Origin of the sequence: Pseudomonas sp. GL-R-26 (assembly GCF_019947365.1) — a bacterium.
Lineage (GTDB): Bacteria > Pseudomonadota > Gammaproteobacteria > Pseudomonadales > Pseudomonadaceae > Aquipseudomonas.
The window spans coordinates 18,327-39,817 of the sequence record NZ_JAGYGI010000005.1 but is presented as its reverse complement, the minus strand read 5'-3'; the positions used below and the strand labels follow the sequence as shown (position 1 = coordinate 39,817).

Genomic DNA, 21,491 nt, shown 5'->3' with positions numbered 1-21,491 from the left:
TCAGCCAATGAAAACTCGCGACTTACTAAGCCTGCGCCATAGTTTTGAGCTTTCTGTCTGGGTCATGGGATGTCAGAGCGCCTCAGGAATATCTGCCAAGGGAGGAGAGAACGGTCGAGAGAACATTGCCTCTAGACACTCTGGACGCTTTGCCCATTCAGAGATCATCCTCCCATTTGCTGTCTCATGAAGACGATCATTGACCTCCCGAGCCCAAATTTCGATCTGCTTAACAAGCTGAGGAGAAATACCCTGTCTACTCCAGACACGCTCGTGGTTAAAGGACTTGCCATAAATTTGAGAAATTAATGCAACAGTGTAAGCCGCAACGTTCGCGAGAAAGGCAGGCACTAATGGTCGCGCAGTCTTGTGGACTGCCTTGAATAACAGAGCTTTCGAGACAATAGCCTTAAAATAAGAAACATCCGGAGCAAAAACTGTACCTTTAGCTTCAACGTCAGTCATACCAGACATGAACCGGTCAAAGCACTTCTGTGCGCCAAGACTGACAACATCAGCTTGGCCATCCCACGCAGCGGAGTACTTTGCCAACTCAGTTTTTGTTATTTTCCTCGAGGTTGGCACAGACTCCCTCAGGGCGCGAAGCTTAGCTGGAGTTACACCTTCACGTGAAAGTAGAGTGTTGTAACTGCCCGCAGCCCTCTCGTAGAACCATCGACCCATGCCATCAGGGCAATAAACCGAAAGCGATAACCGCTCAATATCAACATGGAATGGTTTGTTGGCTGATAGATCTGATTGCCGAACAGCATTTTGACTGTTGGCATAGCGCGAAATATCGGAGACAAGAGCCTCCTCTTTTACAGGATCTTGCTCTTTCATAACAATAATTTTGGCCGGAACGCGAACTTTTCTCAAATCCGTTTCTGCATATTTTTTCTTGGCGAAGAAAATTGAAGCTGTAGTTTGGCCACCATTAACGATTTGCATGCCACGCAACCAAGCGATGCCTGGCGATCCATCTGCGGTACGATCCAGTCGCATCTCATCAGCGACTAATACTATTCCGTTGTTATAGGCCATGAATCTTTCCGGGGCACTCCGCAAAGTATTCTGGAGTCCCGCATTCACGCCCTTGGCCTTCACGCTTAAGAATGAGCGCACATTGGCCTCAAGCAGGCGAGGTCCAAATTTTTCATAAACGAACCGAAGCGCCTCACCCGGGATTGCGGTAAGTGCATAGTCATAGTCCCCTGTTTCGCCTGGAACGAAAACGCACGGCAGTGGAGAACCTGACACCTCATTGAAGTCAACGACAAGCTCATCACGTGGCTTACCTTCAGAACGATGGCGAAAAAGTCGCTCAATATCCATGACTTCAAGCTTCACGTGCTTTCCACCAACGTCTCGGGCTTTGAAGCTCTTCGACTTGGCTATACCGTCCGTAAGTACATAAACACGTACCTGTTCAAGCCCGTCGTAAATTTCTCGAATCGTCAGCGCCAGGGAATGGACGTCACTTGACGGATCAAGCTTTTCGGCAATGCGGCCAGCTGCACAGAGCTCCAAGAAGCGAACACATTGGGCCGCCGCTGTCTTGACGTCTTGATCGGGGATCGGGCTCAGGCTTTCGAAGCCTTCGTACAGACTTACGAATAGGTCAAGTTGATCAGCGTCTTCAGACATGGCATAACCGCTCAAGCGCAAATTCGCATTTCCGACCTTCCCCTGAAAGTGGCAAACAACTGGGTCGAAAGTCATACCCGCATCAACGAGGTGCTGCATCACCACTTCGGAGAATACGAGCTCACCAAATGTGGCGCCGTCAGACATCTGGTTCGCTATTTCACCCCTGGTTTCTGCGAAAAAGTCATCAAGCGTCATCCAGTTACTCCTAGTAGTTTAAGAGCCGCGTCGAGGTCCGAGAGGAAGTCTCCGGCGTGGTCCAAATTGATTTCGTAGAGGGCCCGTATGACTCCGGCGGGAACCGTTCCCGGCGTTAACCTCGGGAAGCCTTCAGATACAGAGAAAATCCGCCTCTCCTTCGATTCGAATTTTCGGGTGTAATGACTCCAGTGGCCGTCGAAGTAACCTGAGACCATGAGCCTCTCTCTAAGGAAGTTGACCATTCCTGGTTCTCCACTTAGTCGTACCTCAGTTTCCGCGACCATCTCGGGAAGAGTGAGCCCACTATCCCCGCGCGAAAAACGCACGGCCGCGAGAAAGAGAGGCGATGCTACGGAGTCGTCCAACTGCTCAAGGGAGGCTATTTTCACAGGGAAACCAGACGAGGACATCGTAGCCTTGACTTCAACCGCACCGTCGCCCAACAGAAAATCTTGCGGAGCGTCATCGGGCCCAATCCAGCCCCGGAGCACCTCCTCAGCCGGTATTCCTGATTCCAAAAGTGCAATCATGAAGTTGAGTTCGCCCGCCAGGCCGAGCTCTGCCTCGGGACTGAGAGGGTTCGCACCACGCGACATGAACTGTTTCCAAGCAACTACTCGCCCAATTAAAACCCGCAACAACTTGGTTTCGTCAACGCCAGTAGCGGCGCTGTCGTCTAAAGCGCCGACTACATCGCAAACCATCGCAGCGAAAAGCTCAGTACTTCCTGCTTCTTTACGAGTAAGCGCTAACCTAAGCCCTCCATAATTTTCCGGATCGGCCCTCTCGATCAAGAAGCCCTGCCCCTCGGGCAATTTTTCTGCGCGAGCCAACTTAGCAGTCGGGAAGAAGAACAATATCGCCTCGACGTTGGCTGGCGAGCGCCGCCCTGCCTGCACCTCGACGGGGCCAGCGGGAGAAAGGGAGATAGCCTGCCAACCTGGTATGGTGTCATTTCCGGACAGTGACGACCAAGCTAGCAAGAACTCTTCATTCGGACGGGCCATATTCTTGCATCCAGTAGAGGAGGTTAACTTCGTATTCCACGCTGATTGGGTTGTCGCTGCTGGGGAATGCGATGGCGAAGGCCATAATGGGTTTGCTCCAATCAGGAACGATGAGCCGCTCAGGCGTCTTTTCCTTGTAGAAGTAAGGCGTGAGTGGGTAGAGCAGAAGCAATCCGCAGTCCGCGTCCCCGCCAAGCTTTCCACGGGTTTCGCGGATGCCCTTGCCACTTGGGAAGTTCGGCAGCGAGGTCCGACCGCGCGAAGGTTCAGGCTTCCAAGCCGCACGAGTAAGGGCCAATGCCTCGCGCCAAGCGTCGTCGCTGAGGTCGATGCCTTCGTCTTTTGGATCGGTGAGCACGCCAATGGCGAAATTTTTTGGATCAACCTTCTCAGGATCGACAGAATCCTCGGTCTTGCGAATCGAATAGCTCTCCGAAGGATCGCCACCGGGGAAGACGTGCGGATCTCCAGCGCCATTACCACCACCGAGCAGCGCGACACTCCACTTCGTCAATTGCCCGGTGTCGACCATCTTGACGATGAACTCTGACAGCACCGCGGCCTTGGCGCTGGTGGCATTCGGATGGGTCGTGTATGCGCCGAGAAACGCTAGCACCTTGGACACACCCACGTCTTTCCAGAGACGCGCATTTGGCCAAGAGTCCGGATCGCCATTGCGAGCATACTTCGGCGAGTCTTCCCACGGAGTGCCGAGCGACCCGATCAGAGCGTCGGTAGCATCGAGATTCTGTTGCTGAATTTTGGCGTCGCGATGGAAGAGGATGGTCTGCGGCCGAGTCCCACTGTAAGTCAACGAGAGCGTCTGCGCGTTGCGCATCTTCAAGGGAGAGGTGACAGTGAGCACCTCATGCGACATCACTTTGAGCCCATATTGCTCCGGCGTCAGCTTGGCTTCGGCCATGAAGTCGAACTCTTCCCGCAACTCCTCCGAAGCATCGGCAATGTGACCGAACCACTTCACCAGATCGGGAGACGTGTAGAGGCGACACAGGTCGAGGTAGCCTGGACGATATCCGAACCAGCGCCCCATTTGCATGAGCGTGTCATACATCTTTGTCGTGCGCACAAAGTAACTCACACACAGCCCCTCCAGCGTTAGGCCTCGGGCAAGCTTGTCACCACCGACTGCGATCACCTTGAGTACCGCGCCAGGTGTCGCATAGTCGAGCGCGTCCTTGGCCGTGCCGTTGATCGAGCGGACCTCAATGTCATCCAGCACGTCTGGCAAAACTGCAAGGATTTCGTCCCAGCTCGGCATGGTTGGCGGACGATCCTCGGCCGGCGAGAGTTCCGCGACTTGGTCGCGGATAGGAATGAAATCGTCATCCCAGAGCTTGCGCAACTGATCTAGCTGCTGCTCGGCACCGATACCACGGGTGATTTTCTGACGAATGCGGCGCACGGCCGTCTCGATCTGTTCGCGCACATGGCTCTGCACGTCTACGTAGCGGGTGACGTGAACCAACATGGAGTTGTGTTCCCCCTCTTGTCCGCGTAGCTCTCGAACCGCGCATGCTAGGACGAAAGCGCATATTGCCTCGTGCAGTGAAGGCGGAATGATCTCTTGTCCGTTGTGGGTCGGGATGTGCGTCTTCTTGTGCTTAGGTGGCATCCATCCTGAGTCGTTCTCAGGATCGTAGTGATCTGCGATGTTCCGCGAGAGGGGAAGCGCGCCCTTGCGTCCCTCCTTAGTCATCTTGCCAAACATGCGGGCGGGACCCACATAGTTGGAAGGGGCGGCTAGGTTGATGATGAAAGACCTTGGGAAGAGGTCCGGACCTTCTTTGGCCGTCGCGCCCTTGTGATGGATGAAGATGTTTGCGAAGGGTGTAGCCGTGTAACCGACATAGGCCTTGCGCGCGAAAGCGTGCAGCAATTGGCGGATGAGACTGTTGATAGTCTTGGGCTGATGCTCCTCGTCTGGCGTACCATCGTCGTTGAACATCTGCTCACCCGTATCGACGGAGGCGTTATCCGCCTCGTCGTCGATCATCAGTAAAGGCAGCTTTGTAACGAGCTTGCGTCCGCCGCTCGCGTCAGTGCTGTCGGCCACGCGCTTCTGTATCCAGTCCAACAGGGCGGTTAATACAGTCTTCTGCTTCTTGACCACGAAGAGCCAGGGTCGCTCTTCAGGCGAGATGCCGTGGAAGTGCTTGGCGATGGCTTTGTTGAAATCGCCATTTTCCGCGCGCGTGGTCGCAGAGTTGGTCTTCAAGTCCTCGCCGAACTCGGCCACGCCGATGGGCATGCCCGGATCGCGGTCGATCGTTGTCTCGTAGCCTAGGAAGCTTTCCTCTAGACGCATCTGGGTCTGCGAGCGCAGGTTGTTGTGCATACCCGCGAGCACGATGATGATCTTGTAGCCCGCGTCGGCCGCCTTGCAAATGAGCCCAGAGTAGTTACTAGTCTTACCGGACTGCACATGTCCGACAACAAGTCCTCGGCGATCCCAGTCATCTCCCCGCTGCGGATCTTCTAGCAGGCCGAGGATGTCGTCGGTGGCCTCATCAAGCCCCTCAACTACCGTGTCGGAAAGCTTGGACTCCAAAAAGTCCCCGTAACGTCGCCAGTAGTGCCAATCGCGTTTGCGCGCCGCAGTGAGCCAGTCAAAGTGGCCCGCATTGTCTTTTAGCGTGGTCGATTTGCCGATCCAGTGGCTGAAACGCTGGATCAGCGTGACGACGACCTTCCCCTGATCCACAATATGCGATGAGTCGCCAGCGAACATCGACGTCGCAAGCCGGACCTTCTCGGCAATGAAGGTCGGGGTAATTTTGGACTTATCCTTCTCGGACTTCACCAGCCGCTGGGCAGTAGCGATAACATTTTCCAGCAGTTCCACTTGCGCTGCCGTCTCTTCCGCTGAGGTCATCTGCTCTCCCCTAATTTGGCAACCAGTGTTGGGTACTTTTGAAATGGCTCGGTCCTAAGCATCGCCTTGCGAGCCTCTTCGACACTTAGCCCTTTGCGCTCGATCAAGTCATTAAATAGTACGCTTGCAACTTCTATCACGGCCGCGTTGGGCTCCCCCTCAAACCCTGTGCGCGGTGTCTCTTTGTTCTCGGCTGTGTCGAGCCATATCCGCTGGACTGGCACTGTTTCTTCAACGACACGTAGCATGGCCCGAACAAGGTCAGCATTACCGCCAACCGCCTCAATTACCGCAGCAACCGCCGGATGCCTCTCGTCGATGCGGTACCGAACACCATCCTTGAGCCTATCGACACGCCATGCCTGGTGCTCAATCTTGAGCCCTCCCGGCCCGGGTATTGGCGTACCACGATAAGCAAAGACTCTTCTGGCTCTTTCTCTCGTATCCTCGGCCAACTTCGTAAGCCATGGACGCACGGTTACGGGAGGTCGAGCGGTGGACTTCTTGACGTCGATCTTCCAAGCGGAGTCGGCAGTATTAGGGATGTCCAACCTGATCCTGGCAAGCCGGTGAGGCTCCTCTCGGTTCCATGCGCGTCCCTGCCCAATCCCAAGCCACCCACCTGCCAGAAGCAAACGATGGTTCCGATATACGTAAAATCCTTGTTGAGAGGTCCACCCTTCTGCTCCCCCCGCCCTACGGAATTCCTCTTCGGAAAGCCGATCTTTGTGTGGTAGAACATGACATTGGGCCTCCACGAGGCCTGATGGCGTGATGATTCGGGCGACTGGAGAATGCCAAGGCTTCGCAGGGTGCCCCGTCATAAATGGATCCCACGGACTTACCAACTTGTCGTTGAGGAACAGCCGGAAAGTCGGGCTCGCCCCTTCTAACAGGCGATGGAAAACCATTGCCAGACGTAGCTCCACATCGTCTACCAAGTCGGCAAAGTGGTCGAGGGTATAGCCAGGCGTGACAATTCGATCCAACTGCTCCCAGAGGACTATTGTCCCGGAGTGAAGTGTATCGGCTGGCTTAACGAAAGCTTCAGAGCCTCGGGCCGCCCCTTCAAACATCCTCCAGCCAACATCCGTCGATGCCGCAATGGCATCGAGATCCCAACGCAGGCAGGAAACTGGACCATTCTTCCGTCTAGACGCAACGGTGAGACAGCGACATTGAGAGAAGGAAGCGGTTTTTAAGCCCATCCCAAATCGACCGAGATCACTAGGCGCACGGTCATCGAGGGGATTCTTAGCCCCTAGAGTCATTGCGGCCTCTAACTCAGAGTCATCCATGCCTCGCCCGTTGTCCAAGATGGAAATCCGACTTCTCTCACCATCCCAAGCGAACGTCACATGAATTTCTGATGCTCCGGCAGAAACACCATTGTCAATCACATCAGCTAAAGCTGCGGCAGTCGAATATCCGAGGCCTCGTAGGGCTTCCAGCATCGCGCCGGCTCGCGGCGGGGCATACCTAGTGCGTTCGCTCATTTGACGTAAGTAGTTCCAGAAAGAAGTGTGAAGCCGATATCAACCATCTTGCGAGCAACTTTACGAACCTGAACATCCGGCTGTGCTGGCAGCATTACGTGAATCCGGCAATCATCCGAATGCATCTCCTCAACGCTAAGGCCAAGAGCCCTTGCCTCATCCAGAAGATCGGATAACTGCCCCTCGTGACGAGCAGCACTTGCCTCCACCGGAGACTCGGAAAAAGCAGGCTTACTTAAGACCTGATGAACGATCTTTAACTCCTCAGATACCGATTGATGAGGCTCGCCCCCATCAAGATGCTTAGTACCTCGCCCCCTGGTCTCCTCTGACTGAACCTCCGGAGATAGAGGCTGTTTGACCTCGAAGTAGTCGCCCACGTACAAGGCCAACTTTTCCTTTCTGATTGGATGGCATAGTTTTTTGAGTGCCTTCGACTCGATTTGTCGAATCCGTTCACGGGTGACATCGAATCGGAGCCCAATTTCCTCCAACGTCATGGCATCCTCTTGGCCCAAACCAAAACGAAGGGTGATGACCTCAGCAGAACGTTCGTCAAGTTCTCCAATCATGTCGAGCAAAATCTCCCGCAGGGAAGCGACTTCTGCGGCAATCGCCGGGTCTGATGACTCCACCTCTAAGAGAAAATCGAGCAAGGATGTCGAGGACCCGGCAAAGTGTTCGTCCAAGCTGCCGATTTTCTCGAACACGGTCAAAAGAAGCTTGAGCTTATCTAGGGCTATTCCCGTTCGATGTGATGTCTCGCGCTCGCTTTCAGGACGCCCCAACTCAGTCTCGAACTCATCCCGCTCACGCAGAATGTTCCTTGCCAAGCTCTGCATGTGAACTGGAACACGGACTACTCGTTCCTTATCAGCGATTGCGCGCGAGATTTGCTGACGAATCCACCACGTCGCATAAGTAGAAAATCTGAAACCTCTGCGCCAGTCGAAGCGTTCGACAGCCTTAATAAGTCCGATGTTGCCTTCCTGCACAAGATCATCAAAAGGAAGCTCAGACCAGCGATATTTCTTCGCTATAGAAAGCACCAGGCGAAGGTTTGAGAGAGTCATCCTTTCCCGCGCAGCTTCTTGGCGTCGAATTGCAGAGGAGAAGTCTGCACCTGCGGAATCGCAATCAGCCTTCCTCGAAAGCTCGAGCAGAAAACCTCGGAAAAGATTGGCGGCCGCAAGCGCATCACGGACCTTCACGGAGTCATTGCCGGCAGAGCGCGCAGCTGAAACTGCAGATACAAAGGCTGCTGCGTCCGTATCGAGTCCGAATTTGTCTTCCTCGTACTCGGCCTCATCACCGGACGACACCTCACTGGCGCTCTCGTCACCTCCGCCCTCGCCAACAAGATCATGTCGAGAGGTGAATGCCTCATGACCTGCCTCTCCGCTGGCTACCCTGTCGGCGGCCTCAAAAACGGCACTAAGGCCAGAGGGCCAGCAAGAGAGAGCATCCAGTGCCTGGCCCCTTGCATCCTCCATCTCTCGACCTAAAGCGATTTCCTCTGCTGCCAGGAGTAGGTCTTTTTGCAACCCCTTTGCGTAAAATCTCAGCGGCTCGTTGCGACCTGATGCCAGGTCTTCTACGAACTCCAAGGCCTCTGACAACCTCAACTCTTCATCAGTTGTCGGCTCGAGAAGATCCGACTGCTCGGCCAACCCCGTCCACTCATCGATCACAACGCCGAGATCGCCTAAAACGAAAGTCAGAAGACGTTCAGCTTCTTCATTGCGGGTGATGTCAGCGTCTCGACATACATCGATAAGAGCTGTCTCAGATACTGTACCCTCGCGTAGTCCCTGGAAGAGCAAGCCACGGATGCCCTCGCCATCATCACTCGCTAAGGGAAGCGCCCTTTCTGGAAGAAACAGATCGACATCGTCCCATTCCACATCAGTGTCGATCGCCTTGTGTCGACCTATCGCTCCTTGAAGTGCGCTGATTTCTTCAGCTACGGTTATGTCCCCCTCTGGGGCAACCGCTTCGGACTCCGCCACCCAGTGACCTTCGAATCCAAAATCGAGTGGCTCGTCGTCAAGGTCGATCAGATTTGAGTGCGCCTCCGCCTCGGCGGCCACGACGATATGCTCGACAGCTCGGATGCAAGGCTGCTCCTCGCAGATAGCGGGCACAAGAACTGGGTGGGCGTCGGACACAACTACTTTTTCATCGAACTGAGATGCCACCTCAGCTGTTTCATCCTCCACATCGTGACATGACGATTCACTCAATAAGGTGGGATGAAAGGACTCCACCGCTTTCACGTCAGACTGAGGCGAGTCTTCATCGTTGACGTCGTTTTCATTTACTTGGTCGGAAAAACCAAGAGCATCTCTCAACAGAGCGATACATTGGGGACACTCACCCATCTCCGCGTATGCGAGAGCGTTCCTACCTTCGGGGTCGAGCAACTCAGGCTTTGCTCCGGCGTCCAAAAGCAGCCGCACAATGCCCTTTTTCTTTCGGGCGGAGGCAAGCATCAGCGGAGTAGCACCTCCCCCGTCGCGAGCGTCGAGGTCGTCACCCCGCGCAATGTGGAGTTTGACCGCGACCTCGACACCGGCAATGGTCGCCATGCGGAGCAATGGATTCAGTTTAACCACGGCACTGTCCACATGCCCATGCGCCCGCCTCATAAGTGGCTTCCGCAACTATGATTCGAGAAATGAGTTTTCTACATCTATCTATTTTCAGGGCCGACTCCTTGTCCATGTTCCACTTACAAACTCAAGCCCCCACTTAAAGGTGGCAATAAGATGACCTCAACGAGAAAGTGATTGAAGGTGGCGGGGGACCTTTCAAAAAACACTTATGTCGATCTGTCACTGAAGCAGCTTGCAGTGGCGCAACGCCATTCACAATATCCACTTGTCATAAACACGTAAAGGAAGAGCGGCGCCGACGCAGGTCCAGAGTAAAAACTGACCATGGTTCGAGAGAATCTTGAGCCAGAGACACCGTGTGTCGGTACGCTGATGCGAGTGGTCGCAGTGTCCGGTGCGGTACTGTTGCACTGTGCTTATCTGTTTGCGTGCCTTGGTGGCACAGTTGATGCCGTGTCGAGAGTCTCGATCAAAAAGTTGAGTTAATGGACAAGCCCGGACGCATACATTGAATGAGTGCAGACATAGTCTCCCCAGAACACCGTTCCAAGATCATGTCCATGATCAAGGGCAAAAACACTCAGCCTGAAATGGTCGTGCGGTCGGTGTGTCATGAAATGGGGCTTCGCTATCGCCTACATAGGAAGGATCTGCCGGGAAAACCTGACTTGGTGTTCCCCAAACACCGACTATGTATATTCGTCCATGGCTGCTTTTGGCACAGACACCCTGACTGCAAATATGCGTACACGCCCAAGAGCAGGCTGGACTTTTGGCTGCCAAAACTGGCGAAGAACGTGGAGCGAGATGCTGATGCACTGCAGGCGCTACACACGCGGGGATGGAGAGTGGCGATCATCTGGGAATGCCACACCAAAAACAGAGAGTTCCTACGCACTGAAATCCGGAAGATATTCGGTTTGAGTGCTTAGGCTCCAGATATATTCGATTGAATAATCATGTCCAATTTTGAAAGGTTGACCCTGCGGCACTGAGCCTCTAGGCTTTCGATTCGGCGCCTAAGAAACGCCTTAAACCAGAGCGGTTCTCCGCACCCGACAGTCATGCGGCTTTTTTTCGTCTGCGGTTTCTCTACGCCTGCGAGAAAATCCCCGTTATGTCGGGAGTGGGCGAATACAAGACCCGAAAGGGGAATATGTCCGGCCCGTCTCTGGTGGGTTTCTTAGCTCCCGACACCCTTAACGAATGCCCTAAGAAAGCAGCCAGAGGTAAAGGAAATGCCTGACCATCCGACCTTCACGATGAAGGTGAAACGCCGTACCCACAGATCCGACCACGCGCTTCCGCTTCAGGAGGCCCACCATGCCTGAATCACTCAAACCCACCCTTTTCACTCGTCACAACGTCCACCTGCATGCCCTTCTTTTGGAGAACCAGGCCTGGTTCTGTGCATATGATCTCGGACGGCTGATGGGCAAATACCTTGATGAACGCGCGACACGCAAGCTCGATGCGGACCAGAGGCAAATGATGCTGGTTGAGCTCTATGGCGCTGCTAAAGAGCGCTTGATGGTGAGTGAGTCAGGTGTGTATGCGTTGTTGATTTATCACTACTGCCCTGAGAATCGATTGCTGCGAGAGTGGCTGACTCATCAGGTGGTGCCTGCGCTGCGTGATGCGCGACCATTGCGCATGGTGGAGCGGCCAACGCTGAGTGTGCTGGACTGGCCTCAAATGTCACTCGGTATGCTGCACTGGCAGAATGAACCCTGGATTCGGTTGCGGGATATGCCGTGTGTTCTGGCGGATGATCCATTCAATCGGCGTGAATCGTGGTGGCGGAAGGCTTCACGAGTGATGCGTGGGTATTGATTGTTCACCCTCTCAAAAAACTGGTTGTCCGAGTTTCAGACAGCCAGTTTTTGAGGCGAGCAGTCGTCAATCCTTACAATTCGGTTTGTCTGATGCTCCCAAGTTGCAGTATTTAGGGCCGCTTCGCAGCCCAACGGGGGCAAGCCCCCTCGCCACAAGGTTGGTGGCTGGCTTGGTTGCTGCGTTGGTCTTGCGAATCGCGAGCAGGCTCGCTCCCACAGGGGATCTGGGGCAGGCTTTAGAGTTTCGATGCTAAAAGGGCCGCTGGATTTTTCCAGCGGCCCTTTTCTTTGCCTGCAATAAAGCTAGAACATCATTTCCCCAACCCACTAATCCGCCAAGGACACACTGCCGCCCTCACCCCGCTCGGCCCAACAATCTCCGGTGTTTGCCCCAACGACCTCGCGCTCAACACACTCCCCACCCGCTCGATCAATTGATCAAACCCCAACGTCGCATCCTCCTGGTGCAATTTGCGTAGCTGCTCAACAAGGGCATAAGTGAACGCGCCATAGCTATTCGACCCCACCTCATACTCATTGGCTTTTTCGTTCTCCCGCGCGGCGTAGAGCATCAGGGGCATGTACGGGCCGTGGTGGCCGTAGAGTTTGCCTTGGCGCAGCAGTTGGGCTTTTTTCTCGGGGCGCAGGCCCGTGGCGGCGCCTTGGGTGGTGCGGGTTCGGGTGAGGCCGCGGGTTTTGTTGTCTTGTTCGCTGAAGTCGCGGCGGTCGGTGTCGACGGCGTAGACGCGGCGGTCCCAGTCGCCGGCGTAGGGGTCCCAGCGCAGCATGCGGTGGCGGATGTCGCTGGGTGGGGTGATGCCGCGCACGCGGCCGTTGCCGCGGGTCATGCCGCCGGCGTAGCAGCAGTCGAACATGACGGTGAGTTTGGCGCCGTGGCCGTCCGGGTCGAATGGCAGGTGGCTGTAGAACTGGCGGAACAGTTTGTCGGTGAAGTGGGTGCTGTCGTCGTCCCAGTCGAAGTCGTGGAGTACCAGGGTTTCGTCCATGCAATCGGCTTCGCCGCTGCTGCTGTAGACCGGTAACTGGGTGCCGTGGCCGGAGTAGAACAACACGCGCTCGTCCCCGGCACGGGCGCCTTCCACCAGCCATTCGAGGCGCTCGACGAAGTTGGCCCGGGTCGCTCGGGCGTCGTGCAGCAAACGGATGTCGCCGGCGTCGTAGCCGCTTTCCTGGAGCATGCGGCTGATCAGGTAGGTGTCGTTGATGCAGCCGTCGAGGCGTGCGCTCGGGTCGAGGTAATCGTTGATGCCGACCACCAGGGCGCGGCGTTTGCGTTGGCCGCTGCGGGACAGGAACGCAGGCACTTCCAGTGCCCGTGCCGCCACCACGTCGCGGGCCAGTTGCGGCCACAGGCCGGTCTGGCTGGTGGGTGACGACAAGTAGGCCTGGGCGGCGTGATTGAGGTCGAGCAGGTCATCGCGCAATGGCAAGGTGAATTCGGTTTGCAGGTCGACTCGCGCGGAATCCGGCGAGGTGATCGGCCGGGTCAGCAAGCCGTCGTTGGGGTTATGGAGGTGGAACCAGCGGCGGATGCCTCGGCCGTTTTCACTCAGGCGCAGGACCCGCCCGCCCCACACCTCGCGCATCACCAGCGGCAGTGCGATCGGTGAGCCGAAGCTGACGAACACTCGGCCATCGATGCGCTTGAGTGCCGATCCTTTTTTCGCCACCGAACGGCGCAGGGCGTCGTAGCCGATCAGGCTGCCCAAGCCTTGGGCGAAGATGATCTGTGGATTGAATGCCTCGATCTTTGCCAGCAGATGTTGAGTCAACTCCGTGCGCAAGTCGGCGTCTTCGATCCATTGCACGAGGGCGCCCACCGTGGTGCGCAACATCTGGTTGACCGGCAGGCCCCAACTGCCGAAGTTCTCGTCGGCCTTGCCCCTGGCGTCGGCCCTCAGCATCGCCAGGCCTCGGGTGATCTGGGCGAAGTCCGGTCCTTCCTTGAGTTGCTCATCGAAGGAAAGAAAGTCGATGTCCTGGTCATCGATGAGGCGCCCGCTCTGTGCCAGTTGAGTACGGATCAAGGTGCGCCATTGTTCCTGCCAGTTCGCATCGATACCGCCTTGCCCGCCCGTTGCCCGGCTGAACCCAACGCCGGGCAGGCACAGGACGCGCAGCCGTGTTGGCGCGACATCCGCTCCCGGCTCGACCAAGGCTTTGCTGGCCGGCGCCGCAATCGGAGGAACCGTTTGCCCTTGGGCGGTGACCATCAGATCCTGCAGGCGCCGCAGTTTCGCCTCCAGGCTGTCCGCACTGGGCGCGGCAGGCGTGAGTGCCGCCTGCCCCGGATCAGCCAAGGCGCGGCTGCGATTGCCGAGAAAACCGCTGACCCATTGGGCGCTGCTCTTCCAGATCTGCTCTGGATCGAGTCCGTCGAGGTAACCGGTGGCGCTGTCCACCACCTGTCGACTTTGGGTCGCCAGTTCGGACTCGATCAATGGCAACCCGGCGCGACTCGGCACCACGGTGGCTGCCAATGTCGGCGCAGCCGTAACGCTCGGCGCGGCACGCCAGATGGCTGCATTGCCGAAGTGCTGCGCGGCGACCACCCGTGGGCCGAGGGCACTGCGGGGCAATTTGAAATGATCGCAAAGAAAGGCCAGCAAACTGGTGTGATCGTAGTGCTGCGCCTGGACATCGCCCGTCCAGGGGATCAAACCCGGCTTGAGCCACGGCGAAGCCAGGATCGCCGGTACACGCACACCGAGGCGGGTGAAGGGGTTCTTCCAGGGCACATCGACCGTTGAACCGGTCGCCACGCAAGTTGGCGGCACCACGTGGTCATGGAAGCCGCCATGTTCGTCGTACAACAGCACGAACAAGGTTTTGCTCCAGACAGCGGTATTGGCCGACAAGGCATTGAACACCTCACCGACAAATTGATCGCCAAAGCGCAAATCTTCAGGTGGATGATGGGACACGTTTGGCCCGAGTTTTCCGTTGAGCAGGCCATAGCTCGGCTCGATCCAGGACAGTTCGGGGAGTTTGTTGCCGGCGACGTCCGACTTGAAATCCTCGATGCTCAGGTGCTGCAAACCACCCTTGACCAGCGCCGCCAGCGGCACGGCGCCATCGGAATAAATGCGCGCGTCGTGGCCATTGTTGCGCAGCAGCGAAAAAATACTCTCGCCACCGAACTGTGCGATCAGGCTTTTGATGCCTGCCAGTACCGTGCCGGTGGAGGGCATCAGCAGATGACCATTGCAACTGCCGAGCATGGCAAAAAAACGGTTCGGCCAGGTCGGGCCTGGCACCGAAGAAAACCAGCGGTCACACACGGTGAAATTGCGCGCCAATCCGTGGATGGCCGGCAGCGTATCCTTCGCTGGCGTAGCGCCGAACGGGATGTAGTTCATCGCCCGTTGAGCCATGGATTGCGACCAGGTTTTGTACACCTTCAGGTCGGTGCGGGCCTTGTCGTAGGCGTCCTGGGCAAAACCATTGAGCGTGGGGTTGGCCGGGCTGGTCTTGAAAGAGACGCCCAGTTGTTTCTCCACGTTGACGAACTCGTGGCCAAGGTCAAAACCCTCGCTGTTGCTCGGCGGCAGTGCCGGAGGCAGAGGGGGCGGCGGCGCCCACAGGCTGTAGTTCTCCGGGAACTCCGAGGCCTGGGTGATCACCGTCGAATTGCCATTGGCCAGCTTCAGCGGGTTGGTGCTGGGCGCCTTGCGGTTGATACCGTCACACGCGGGATTGATGCTTGTGTAATCCCCCAGCAAATGGTCGAACGAACGGTTTTCCATCATCAGCACGACAACGTGCTCAATCCCTGCGGGCCAGTTGTTCGGCATGGTTCGCTCCTTGATGTGAAGTCTCTATTTCGATCTCGTGGGTTTCACGGCAATCGGTTCCCTTCATCTTCCCGCTGATAGTTCGCCACATAACTATCCACAGCCGTCCCAATCGTAGGAAAAAACGCCGTCTCCCCCAACCGCGCAAACAACCCGAACCGCTTGAGTTTGTCCTTGACCGGGTCTTTCATCTCGGCAATGCACAACTCGATACCCGCCGCGTGCAGGGTATCGTCCAGTTCGGCCAGCATGTCGGCGGAGGTCACGTCGACGCTGGTGACCGGTTCTGCGGCGACCACCAGCCAGCGCACGGGCGTGGGCGATGCCGCCACGGCGTCCAGCACGCGGTCGCTGAACAGCTCGGCGTTGGCGAAGAACAAGGGTGCATCCCAGCGAAACAGGACCAGGCCGGGGATCAGGCTCGCGTCGGGGTAGCGTTTGATGTCGTGGTAGCCCTTGACCCCGTCGGCGCGGCCCAATACCGCGGAGTACGGGCGCCACGCATCCCAGAGGAATTCAACGATCGCAATCACGATGGCCAGGCCGATGCCCTCGATCGCGCCGAACACGGCCACGCCGACCGTGCAGACGATCGATAGCCAGCATTCCCAGCGCTGGATGCGATAGATCCGCCGCAGGTCGGCGATCTCGATCAGGCCAATGGCCGAGGCGATCACGACCGCCGCCAAGGCGCTGGACGGTAGATGTTGCAGCAGGTTCGGTGCCACCAGCAGCAGCAAGGCAACCGCCAGTGCGCCGACGACGCCGGTCAGTTGGGTTTTGGCGCCGGCGGCCTCGGCCACGGGCGTGCGTGACGAGCTGCTGCTGATCGGGAAGCCTTGGAAAAAACCGGCCGCCATGTTGGCAATGCCGAGGCCCACCATTTCCTGGTTCGGGTTGACGTAGGTTCGGGTCCTCGCCGCATAGACACGGGAGAGCACGCTGGTGTCGGCGAACGAGACCAGTGCGACGGCGCACCCGCCGATCAACACCGGGACGATATCGGCGCTGGTGATCCAGGGGATGGCGAATCCGGGCAAGCCTTGGGGGAGCGAGCCGAGGACCGACACACCGGCGCGTGTCGCAAGGTCGAGTACACCCACGGCGACTGTCGCGCCGACCACGGCGATCAGGATGCCCGGCAGTCGCGGCCATCGCTTGAGTAGCAGGATCACCGCCAGGGTGAGTCCGCCCACCGTGAAGGTGGTCCAGTTGACTTTTCCCTCCATCACCGCCGAGGCGATGGCCCATATGTTTCTCAATGGGCCGTCGGATTCGATCGAAAAGCCGAACAGCTTGGGCAACTGGCTGATCAATACGGTCAGTGCGATGCCGTTCATGTAGCCGTAGCGGATCGGTTTGGACAGAAGCTCGGTGATAAAACCCAGGCGCGCCATACCGGCCAGGATACACACCGCTCCCGAGACGATCGCCATCATCCCCGCCAGGGCGACGGCACGCTGCGGGTCGCCGCCGGAGAGTGGAATGATCACGGCAAGGATGACCGCCACCAGGGAAGAATCCGGCCCCATCACCAGAATGCGGCTGGGGCCGAACAAGGCATAGAACAGCAGCGGAACGATGGTCGCGTAGAGGCCATAAATGCCGGGCACACCCGATGCCACCGCATAGGCGATACCGACGGGCACCAGCATCGTGGTCAGCACCAGGCCGGCCACGAGGTCGTAACGCAACCATGCCCATTGGTATTCGCGCAGCATGCCCAGCCCCGGTAGCCAACGGCGCCAACCGGTCTGTTCATCCCGGCGGGCTATCCGGCCCGGCTCCGGGAGCGGGGGCGAAGCATCTGTTTGGCTCATGAACCGCGCTCTTTGATGGACTGTGCAAACTCCGGGATATCGAAGTGATCTCAGTGTAGCTATTGCTTCGAATGCGCCATCACTGGAAGCTGTTCATCTAAAGGATTTGGAAGCCGACATGAAATTCGACCTCGCCTATTGCCTCAGCCTCAACGACAAGTTGTCGATCTACGACGTGCGGGATCTGAATTTCGACGAGACGATGGATTTCGACTCCGCCAGGGAACACTTCCAGTGCCCCAACGATGCCTGTCGCCTGGCGTTCGATGCCACCAATGAGCTGGGCACGTTCAACGCCAAGAATGTGAACTATGTGCGCACGCCGCACTTCAAGAACCTGCCGAGTACGCGGCATGTCGAGGGGTGTCCTTATGTCAGCTTGAAGACGCCGGCGTCGGGTGTGGACGAGGCGGAAACGGATGACAGCCGCGAGGAAAATTTCCCGTCGGAATTGTTACTGACTCGGCGTGAGTATGTGCGTAAGCCGTCCAGCCCGGTGGTGATTGCCGATGAGGTTCGGGATGAGCCATTGGCGCGTAAGGCGGCTAGCAATATCGAACAACCGAGTAGGGAATCGGCCCCGGACAAGACCAGCGTCTTCGCCCATCCGGTGGAGTGTTTCGTGTCGAATTTCGACGACAAGGACTTGCTCAAGCGCGTGTCACTGAAGATTGGCGAGCACACCGCGCCTTACGGGTCGTTTTTCAAGAAGATCGAGTACCTGCAAGACAACAAGGGGCTGATTTACTGGGGCAAGGTCAAAGAGATCAAGGACTACACCCAGAGCTTTCGCATCGACTTCGAGAAGAAGGTCTGGTTCGAGAAAAAGCCTTACTCGGTCAATGTCTACCTGAGCAAGAAACTCATCGACAGCTACCGCAAGCGCAAGGCGTTCCTGGAGGAGATCAAGCACGCCATCGAGAGCGGGCGGGAGTTGTACTGCTTCTTTTATGGCGTGACGCCCGAACTGAAGCAGGTGCCGAGCAAGAAAAAACCCGAGCAGACGTTCGGGGTGTTCAGCGCCAACATTGAAAATCTGGATCACTTTATTGTGCGGGAAGCGCCGGGGTTGGCGGGCAAGTAATACGAAACGCAGCGTTGGTTCATTGCGCGTCGAGTTGCCTTTGCAATGCCCAGGTTTCCCGTTTCACCTCCATACGTCGATCCAGTGCAGTCTGGACGCCTGATTCGTCGAGGCCGCAGTATCGACGTAACCAGTGGGCCATCATTTCCGAGTCCGGGAAGTAATAATCTTTATGGCCTTTGCTGTTTCTTGGGCAGTCATTCATATCGCCATCAAAGCGGCATGCCGAGAACTCGTCCGGGGGTAAAGAGCCCCGTTCAGCGGCACATCCTGAAAAATCCAGGCGATTTCATCAATGTGTTTTTGCGCGCTGCGATGGCTGCGTCGGTACAGGCGGAACTGGCTGCTGCTTTCCTGAAAGCGCTCCATCATCGGCTCGTCATCGACCCACTGAAGGATATCGAACTGCCCTGCATGGCGTATCAGGCCGTTAATCCAGCGATCAGCAAAACGTTGAACAACCCCCTCGGCGTCGGCCTTTTTTGCATCGGCGAAGATCATGCAGTAACGAGTCGGGATGTGAATGGCGAACAGCACATGTTTGCGTTGAACAGTGACGGCGTGGACCAGCCACTGTTCGGCGGACTCATCAGGCTCATTGTCTTCAATGACGGGCGATGGTGGACTTTCCACACTGGTGATTTTCTTGCCCTTGTGCACACGACTGAAGAATTTGCTGGCCGCTTCGGTACAGTTGAAAATCAGCATCCCTGGTTCTCTGGTAAAGGTTGGTCAGTCCTGCGGGACGATCTCGTCGACCCATTCGAGTTCATAGGGACGACGGACAACCCCTTTTATGTAGCTCAGGGCATCTTCACTGAGCACTGATAGTTCTGCCTCAGTCAGCAAGTCATGCATAACCATTAGACTCAAGCCGTGGAGCGCACTGGAGCGGGATTGGCTGTTATCGTCGAACACCTGCGCCATATCCCTGTTTCGATCATGGATCAGGCCGTAAAGCATGCCATAGCGAGCATGAGCTGATAATGCACCATGTTGCGCAATAGCCTTGGCATCGGCGAGCACACCTTGGCAGAAACGGTCGAGCGCAATCTTGCGCAGTTCCTTGAACTTCTTCCAGTCGCTTTCGAGGATCGGCATGAGATTCTCCTGCATGAAAACCTGAACAGTGCGCCCCTATTCTTACGAAAAAAACTGCCTTTACCAACCCTCAAATCAAGTTGTGATTCCCTGGCGACTTCGACAGTTTCCCCACGCACCGGGACAGTCACCGTTCGTCTGGCTGAAAAGAAAAATCAAAAAATGCGTTTGATCCGGGCTCAAAACAACTGTACAAAAACACAGTATATTTTGACCAACACTCTCGAGCCCGGAGAACACCATGGCCTCTCAAGCGATGAAAATCACCCTGGAACGTATCGCCCTCTTCCAATTCACCCCGGCCCACTGCGCCCAGGCCCGAGCGATGCTGGGCTGGAGTGTGCAAGAGCTGTCGCGCGAATCCCGGGTCTCGGTGGATGCCATTCAACGCTTCGAGGCACGCCAGGAGGTGCTGGATGTCACGCGCCTGGCGCTGGCCTATCGCTTCGAATCGGAAGGGTTGGTGTTCTTCCCGGGGTTTGCGCCGGGTCGAGGGATGAATGTGAAGGGGTCGACGCCGAATCCGGTTGGTCGGGCGGATTTTGCGATGGTGGAGTGAGGATCAACAGATGAACGAAATCGACGATGGCGAAAACTGCGTTTATCAGGCACTGGGCATTCCCGATGCTGGTGATATGCGAGCCAAATCTGAATGCGTTATGAAGATCGGCCTTCTGCTGGAAAGCGGTCGATTGAGTAAGACTGATGCTGCGCAGAAGCTCGGATTGTCTGCCGAAGAACTAAACGAAATACTGCGAGGGAAGTTTCGCGACCTGAGCGTGGAAAAGATCTCGGGGTTCCTTGAGCAGTTAAAGAACTAGCGTGGCTAACTGATTTAGTTGAGCTCCCAAGCCGGTCCGCAGACCGGCCGAGACCACAACTTTACGCGTTCTGCACCACCACCCGATCACTCTCCCCTTCCACCGCCAGCCACCACGCCCCACCACGCCGAGGATGCATCAAGTTGAACGCTTCTCCCATCTGCGGTGTGGTGATCGACACGTTGCGTTCCCAGGCCAGGGCCAGGATGCGATCGAAGGGTTCGTACCAGGCGTGCATCGACAGGTCGAAGGTGCCGTTGTGGATCGGCAGTAGCCAGCGGCCCTTGAGGTCGAGGTGGGCTTGCAGGGTTTGTTCGGGTTGCATGTGCACGTGCGGCCAGTCGACGTTGTAGGCACCGGTTTCCATCAGGGTCAGGTCGAATGGGCCGTACTGTTCGCCGATGCGTTTGAAGCCGTCGAAGTAGCCGCTGTCACCGCTGAAGAAAATGCGTGTGTCGCCGTCGATCATCACCCACGAGGCCCAGAGGGTGCTGTTGCTGTCGAACAGGCCACGGCCGGAAAAGTGCTGCGACGGGGTGGCGATGAACTGGATGCCATCGACTTCCGTGCCTTGCCACCAATCCAGTTGGCGGACTTTGCTGGCGTCGATGCCCCACTTGATCAGGGTGTCGCCTACGCCCAATGGGGTAAGGAAGTGTTTGGTCTTGTCCGCGAGCTTCAGCACAGCCTGGTAATCCAGGTGGTCGTAGTGGTCGTGGGACAGGATCACCGCTTCGATCGGTGGCAATTGTTCCAGGCTGATCGGTGGCTGGTGGAATCGCTTGGGGCCGGCCCATTGCACGGGCGAGGCACGCTCGGCGAAGACCGGGTCGGTGATCCAGAATTTGTCGCGCAGCTTGAGCAACACTGTGGAGTGGCCCAGGCGATAGACACTGTGGTTCGGCGCAGCGATCAGCGCGGCTTGAGTCAGGGCTTGCACCGGGACGGGTGCACTTGGGCGGGTGTTTTGCGGTTTGTGGAACAGCGCGTTCCACAGGATGCCCATGGTTTTGCCAAAGCTTAAACGTTGAACCGGTGTGAAGTTTTGATACTGCCCTTGAGCCTGTCGGGACGCTTCAGGTGTGGAGGCGTTGTCCGCCGGGGAGTTTGAATTGGCCATAACTGAATGACTCCAGAAAAACCGCGCATGACGCGA

General features: G+C 56.8%; 14 protein-coding genes and 1 pseudogene. 5 read left to right on the top strand and 10 right to left on the bottom strand.

Going from position 1 to position 21,491, the window contains the following annotated elements; genetic code table 11:
- Positions 1-72: 72 nt before the first annotated feature.
- From KGA96_RS07295 to KGA96_RS07275, 5 genes are read right to left on the bottom strand one after another with little or no spacing between them, the layout of a single operon-like run.
- Positions 73-1,845, bottom strand: coding sequence for an AIPR family protein (locus KGA96_RS07295; protein WP_223512142.1), 1,773 nt, complete (start codon positions 1,843-1,845; stop codon positions 73-75).
- Positions 1,842-2,855: a PD-(D/E)XK motif protein gene (locus KGA96_RS07290; protein ID WP_223512133.1), complete on the bottom strand. Its 1,014-nt coding sequence runs from the start codon at positions 2,853-2,855 to the stop codon at positions 1,842-1,844. Before KGA96_RS07290 ends, KGA96_RS07295 begins: the two co-directional genes overlap by 4 nt.
- On the bottom strand, positions 2,839-5,748 hold the full coding sequence (locus tag KGA96_RS07285) for a Z1 domain-containing protein (RefSeq protein ID WP_223512131.1): 2,910 nt from the start codon (positions 5,746-5,748) through the stop codon (positions 2,839-2,841). The genes KGA96_RS07290 and KGA96_RS07285 overlap by 17 nt, the downstream gene beginning before the upstream one ends.
- Entirely contained in the window at positions 5,745-7,202 is a 1,458-nt protein-coding gene (locus KGA96_RS07280; RefSeq protein ID WP_223512129.1) for an ATP-binding protein, read from the bottom strand. The genes KGA96_RS07285 and KGA96_RS07280 overlap by 4 nt, the downstream gene beginning before the upstream one ends.
- Before the next feature lie 38 nt (positions 7,203-7,240).
- The gene (locus KGA96_RS07275) at positions 7,241-9,859 is read right to left on the bottom strand and encodes a sigma-70 family RNA polymerase sigma factor (RefSeq protein WP_223512127.1); all 2,619 of its coding nucleotides are present in this window, start codon (positions 9,857-9,859) and stop codon (positions 7,241-7,243) included.
- A gap of 512 nt (positions 9,860-10,371) precedes the next feature.
- On the opposite strand from KGA96_RS07275, the gene KGA96_RS07270 reads away from it, so the two are divergent.
- Complete coding sequence (locus tag KGA96_RS07270) at positions 10,372-10,791, top strand: very short patch repair endonuclease (protein ID WP_223512125.1); 420 nt, start codon at positions 10,372-10,374, stop codon at positions 10,789-10,791.
- Between the two features lie 391 nt (positions 10,792-11,182).
- The gene (locus KGA96_RS07265; RefSeq protein WP_223512116.1) at positions 11,183-11,692 is read left to right on the top strand and encodes a Bro-N domain-containing protein; all 510 of its coding nucleotides are present in this window, start codon (positions 11,183-11,185) and stop codon (positions 11,690-11,692) included.
- A 313-nt stretch (positions 11,693-12,005) separates the two neighbouring features.
- On the opposite strand, the gene KGA96_RS07260 is transcribed toward KGA96_RS07265, so the two are convergent.
- Positions 12,006-15,509 carry an alkaline phosphatase family protein gene (locus KGA96_RS07260; RefSeq protein WP_223512107.1) on the bottom strand — a complete coding sequence of 1,168 codons (3,504 nt, stop codon included), beginning with the start codon at positions 15,507-15,509 and terminating at the stop codon, positions 12,006-12,008.
- A 44-nt stretch (positions 15,510-15,553) separates the two neighbouring features.
- Positions 15,554-17,329: a SulP family inorganic anion transporter gene (locus KGA96_RS07255; RefSeq protein WP_223512105.1), complete on the bottom strand. Its 1,776-nt coding sequence runs from the start codon at positions 17,327-17,329 to the stop codon at positions 15,554-15,556.
- A 118-nt stretch (positions 17,330-17,447) separates the two neighbouring features.
- Between KGA96_RS07255 and KGA96_RS07250 the strand changes: the two genes are divergently transcribed.
- On the top strand, positions 17,448-18,413 hold the full coding sequence (locus KGA96_RS07250; protein WP_223512103.1) for a hypothetical protein: 966 nt from the start codon (positions 17,448-17,450) through the stop codon (positions 18,411-18,413).
- A gap of 19 nt (positions 18,414-18,432) precedes the next feature.
- Here KGA96_RS07250 and KGA96_RS07245 read toward each other — a convergent pair.
- Positions 18,433-19,121: pseudogene (locus KGA96_RS07245) on the bottom strand (DUF6933 domain-containing protein).
- A gap of 24 nt (positions 19,122-19,145) precedes the next feature.
- Positions 19,146-19,514, bottom strand: a complete 369-nt coding sequence (locus KGA96_RS07240) for a hypothetical protein (protein WP_223466542.1) — start codon at positions 19,512-19,514, stop codon at positions 19,146-19,148.
- A gap of 241 nt (positions 19,515-19,755) precedes the next feature.
- Between KGA96_RS07240 and KGA96_RS07235 the strand changes: the two genes are divergently transcribed.
- A complete protein-coding gene (locus KGA96_RS07235) occupies positions 19,756-20,073 on the top strand; it encodes an XRE family transcriptional regulator (protein ID WP_046042301.1) in 318 nt (105 codons plus the stop codon).
- 10 nt (positions 20,074-20,083) lie between these two features.
- Entirely contained in the window at positions 20,084-20,335 is a 252-nt protein-coding gene (locus tag KGA96_RS07230) for an XRE family transcriptional regulator (protein WP_080925349.1), read from the top strand.
- 61 nt (positions 20,336-20,396) lie between these two features.
- Here the strand turns inward: KGA96_RS07230 and KGA96_RS07225 are convergent, their stop codons facing one another.
- Positions 20,397-21,455, bottom strand: coding sequence for an MBL fold metallo-hydrolase (locus tag KGA96_RS07225; RefSeq protein WP_046042300.1), 1,059 nt, complete (start codon positions 21,453-21,455; stop codon positions 20,397-20,399).
- Positions 21,456-21,491 lie beyond the last annotated feature (36 nt).

Coding starts and splice junctions, on each gene's coding strand:
- KGA96_RS07270 (WP_223512125.1), top strand. CDS start 10,372: ATGAGTGCAGACATAGTCTCCCCAGAACACCGTTCCAAGATCATGTCC.
- KGA96_RS07250 (WP_223512103.1), top strand. CDS start 17,448: ATGAAATTCGACCTCGCCTATTGCCTCAGCCTCAACGACAAGTTGTCG.
- KGA96_RS07230 (WP_080925349.1), top strand. CDS start 20,084: ATGAACGAAATCGACGATGGCGAAAACTGCGTTTATCAGGCACTGGGC.
- KGA96_RS07235 (WP_046042301.1), top strand. CDS start 19,756: ATGGCCTCTCAAGCGATGAAAATCACCCTGGAACGTATCGCCCTCTTC.
- KGA96_RS07285 (WP_223512131.1), bottom strand. CDS start 5,748: ATGACCTCAGCGGAAGAGACGGCAGCGCAAGTGGAACTGCTGGAAAAT.
- KGA96_RS07255 (WP_223512105.1), bottom strand. CDS start 17,329: ATGAGCCAAACAGATGCTTCGCCCCCGCTCCCGGAGCCGGGCCGGATA.
- KGA96_RS07290 (WP_223512133.1), bottom strand. CDS start 2,855: ATGGCCCGTCCGAATGAAGAGTTCTTGCTAGCTTGGTCGTCACTGTCC.
- KGA96_RS07295 (WP_223512142.1), bottom strand. CDS start 1,845: ATGACGCTTGATGACTTTTTCGCAGAAACCAGGGGTGAAATAGCGAAC.
- KGA96_RS07260 (WP_223512107.1), bottom strand. CDS start 15,509: ATGCCGAACAACTGGCCCGCAGGGATTGAGCACGTTGTCGTGCTGATG.
- KGA96_RS07225 (WP_046042300.1), bottom strand. CDS start 21,455: ATGGCCAATTCAAACTCCCCGGCGGACAACGCCTCCACACCTGAAGCG.
- KGA96_RS07280 (WP_223512129.1), bottom strand. CDS start 7,202: ATGCTGGAAGCCCTACGAGGCCTCGGATATTCGACTGCCGCAGCTTTA.
- KGA96_RS07265 (WP_223512116.1), top strand. CDS start 11,183: ATGCCTGAATCACTCAAACCCACCCTTTTCACTCGTCACAACGTCCAC.
- KGA96_RS07240 (WP_223466542.1), bottom strand. CDS start 19,514: ATGCCGATCCTCGAAAGCGACTGGAAGAAGTTCAAGGAACTGCGCAAG.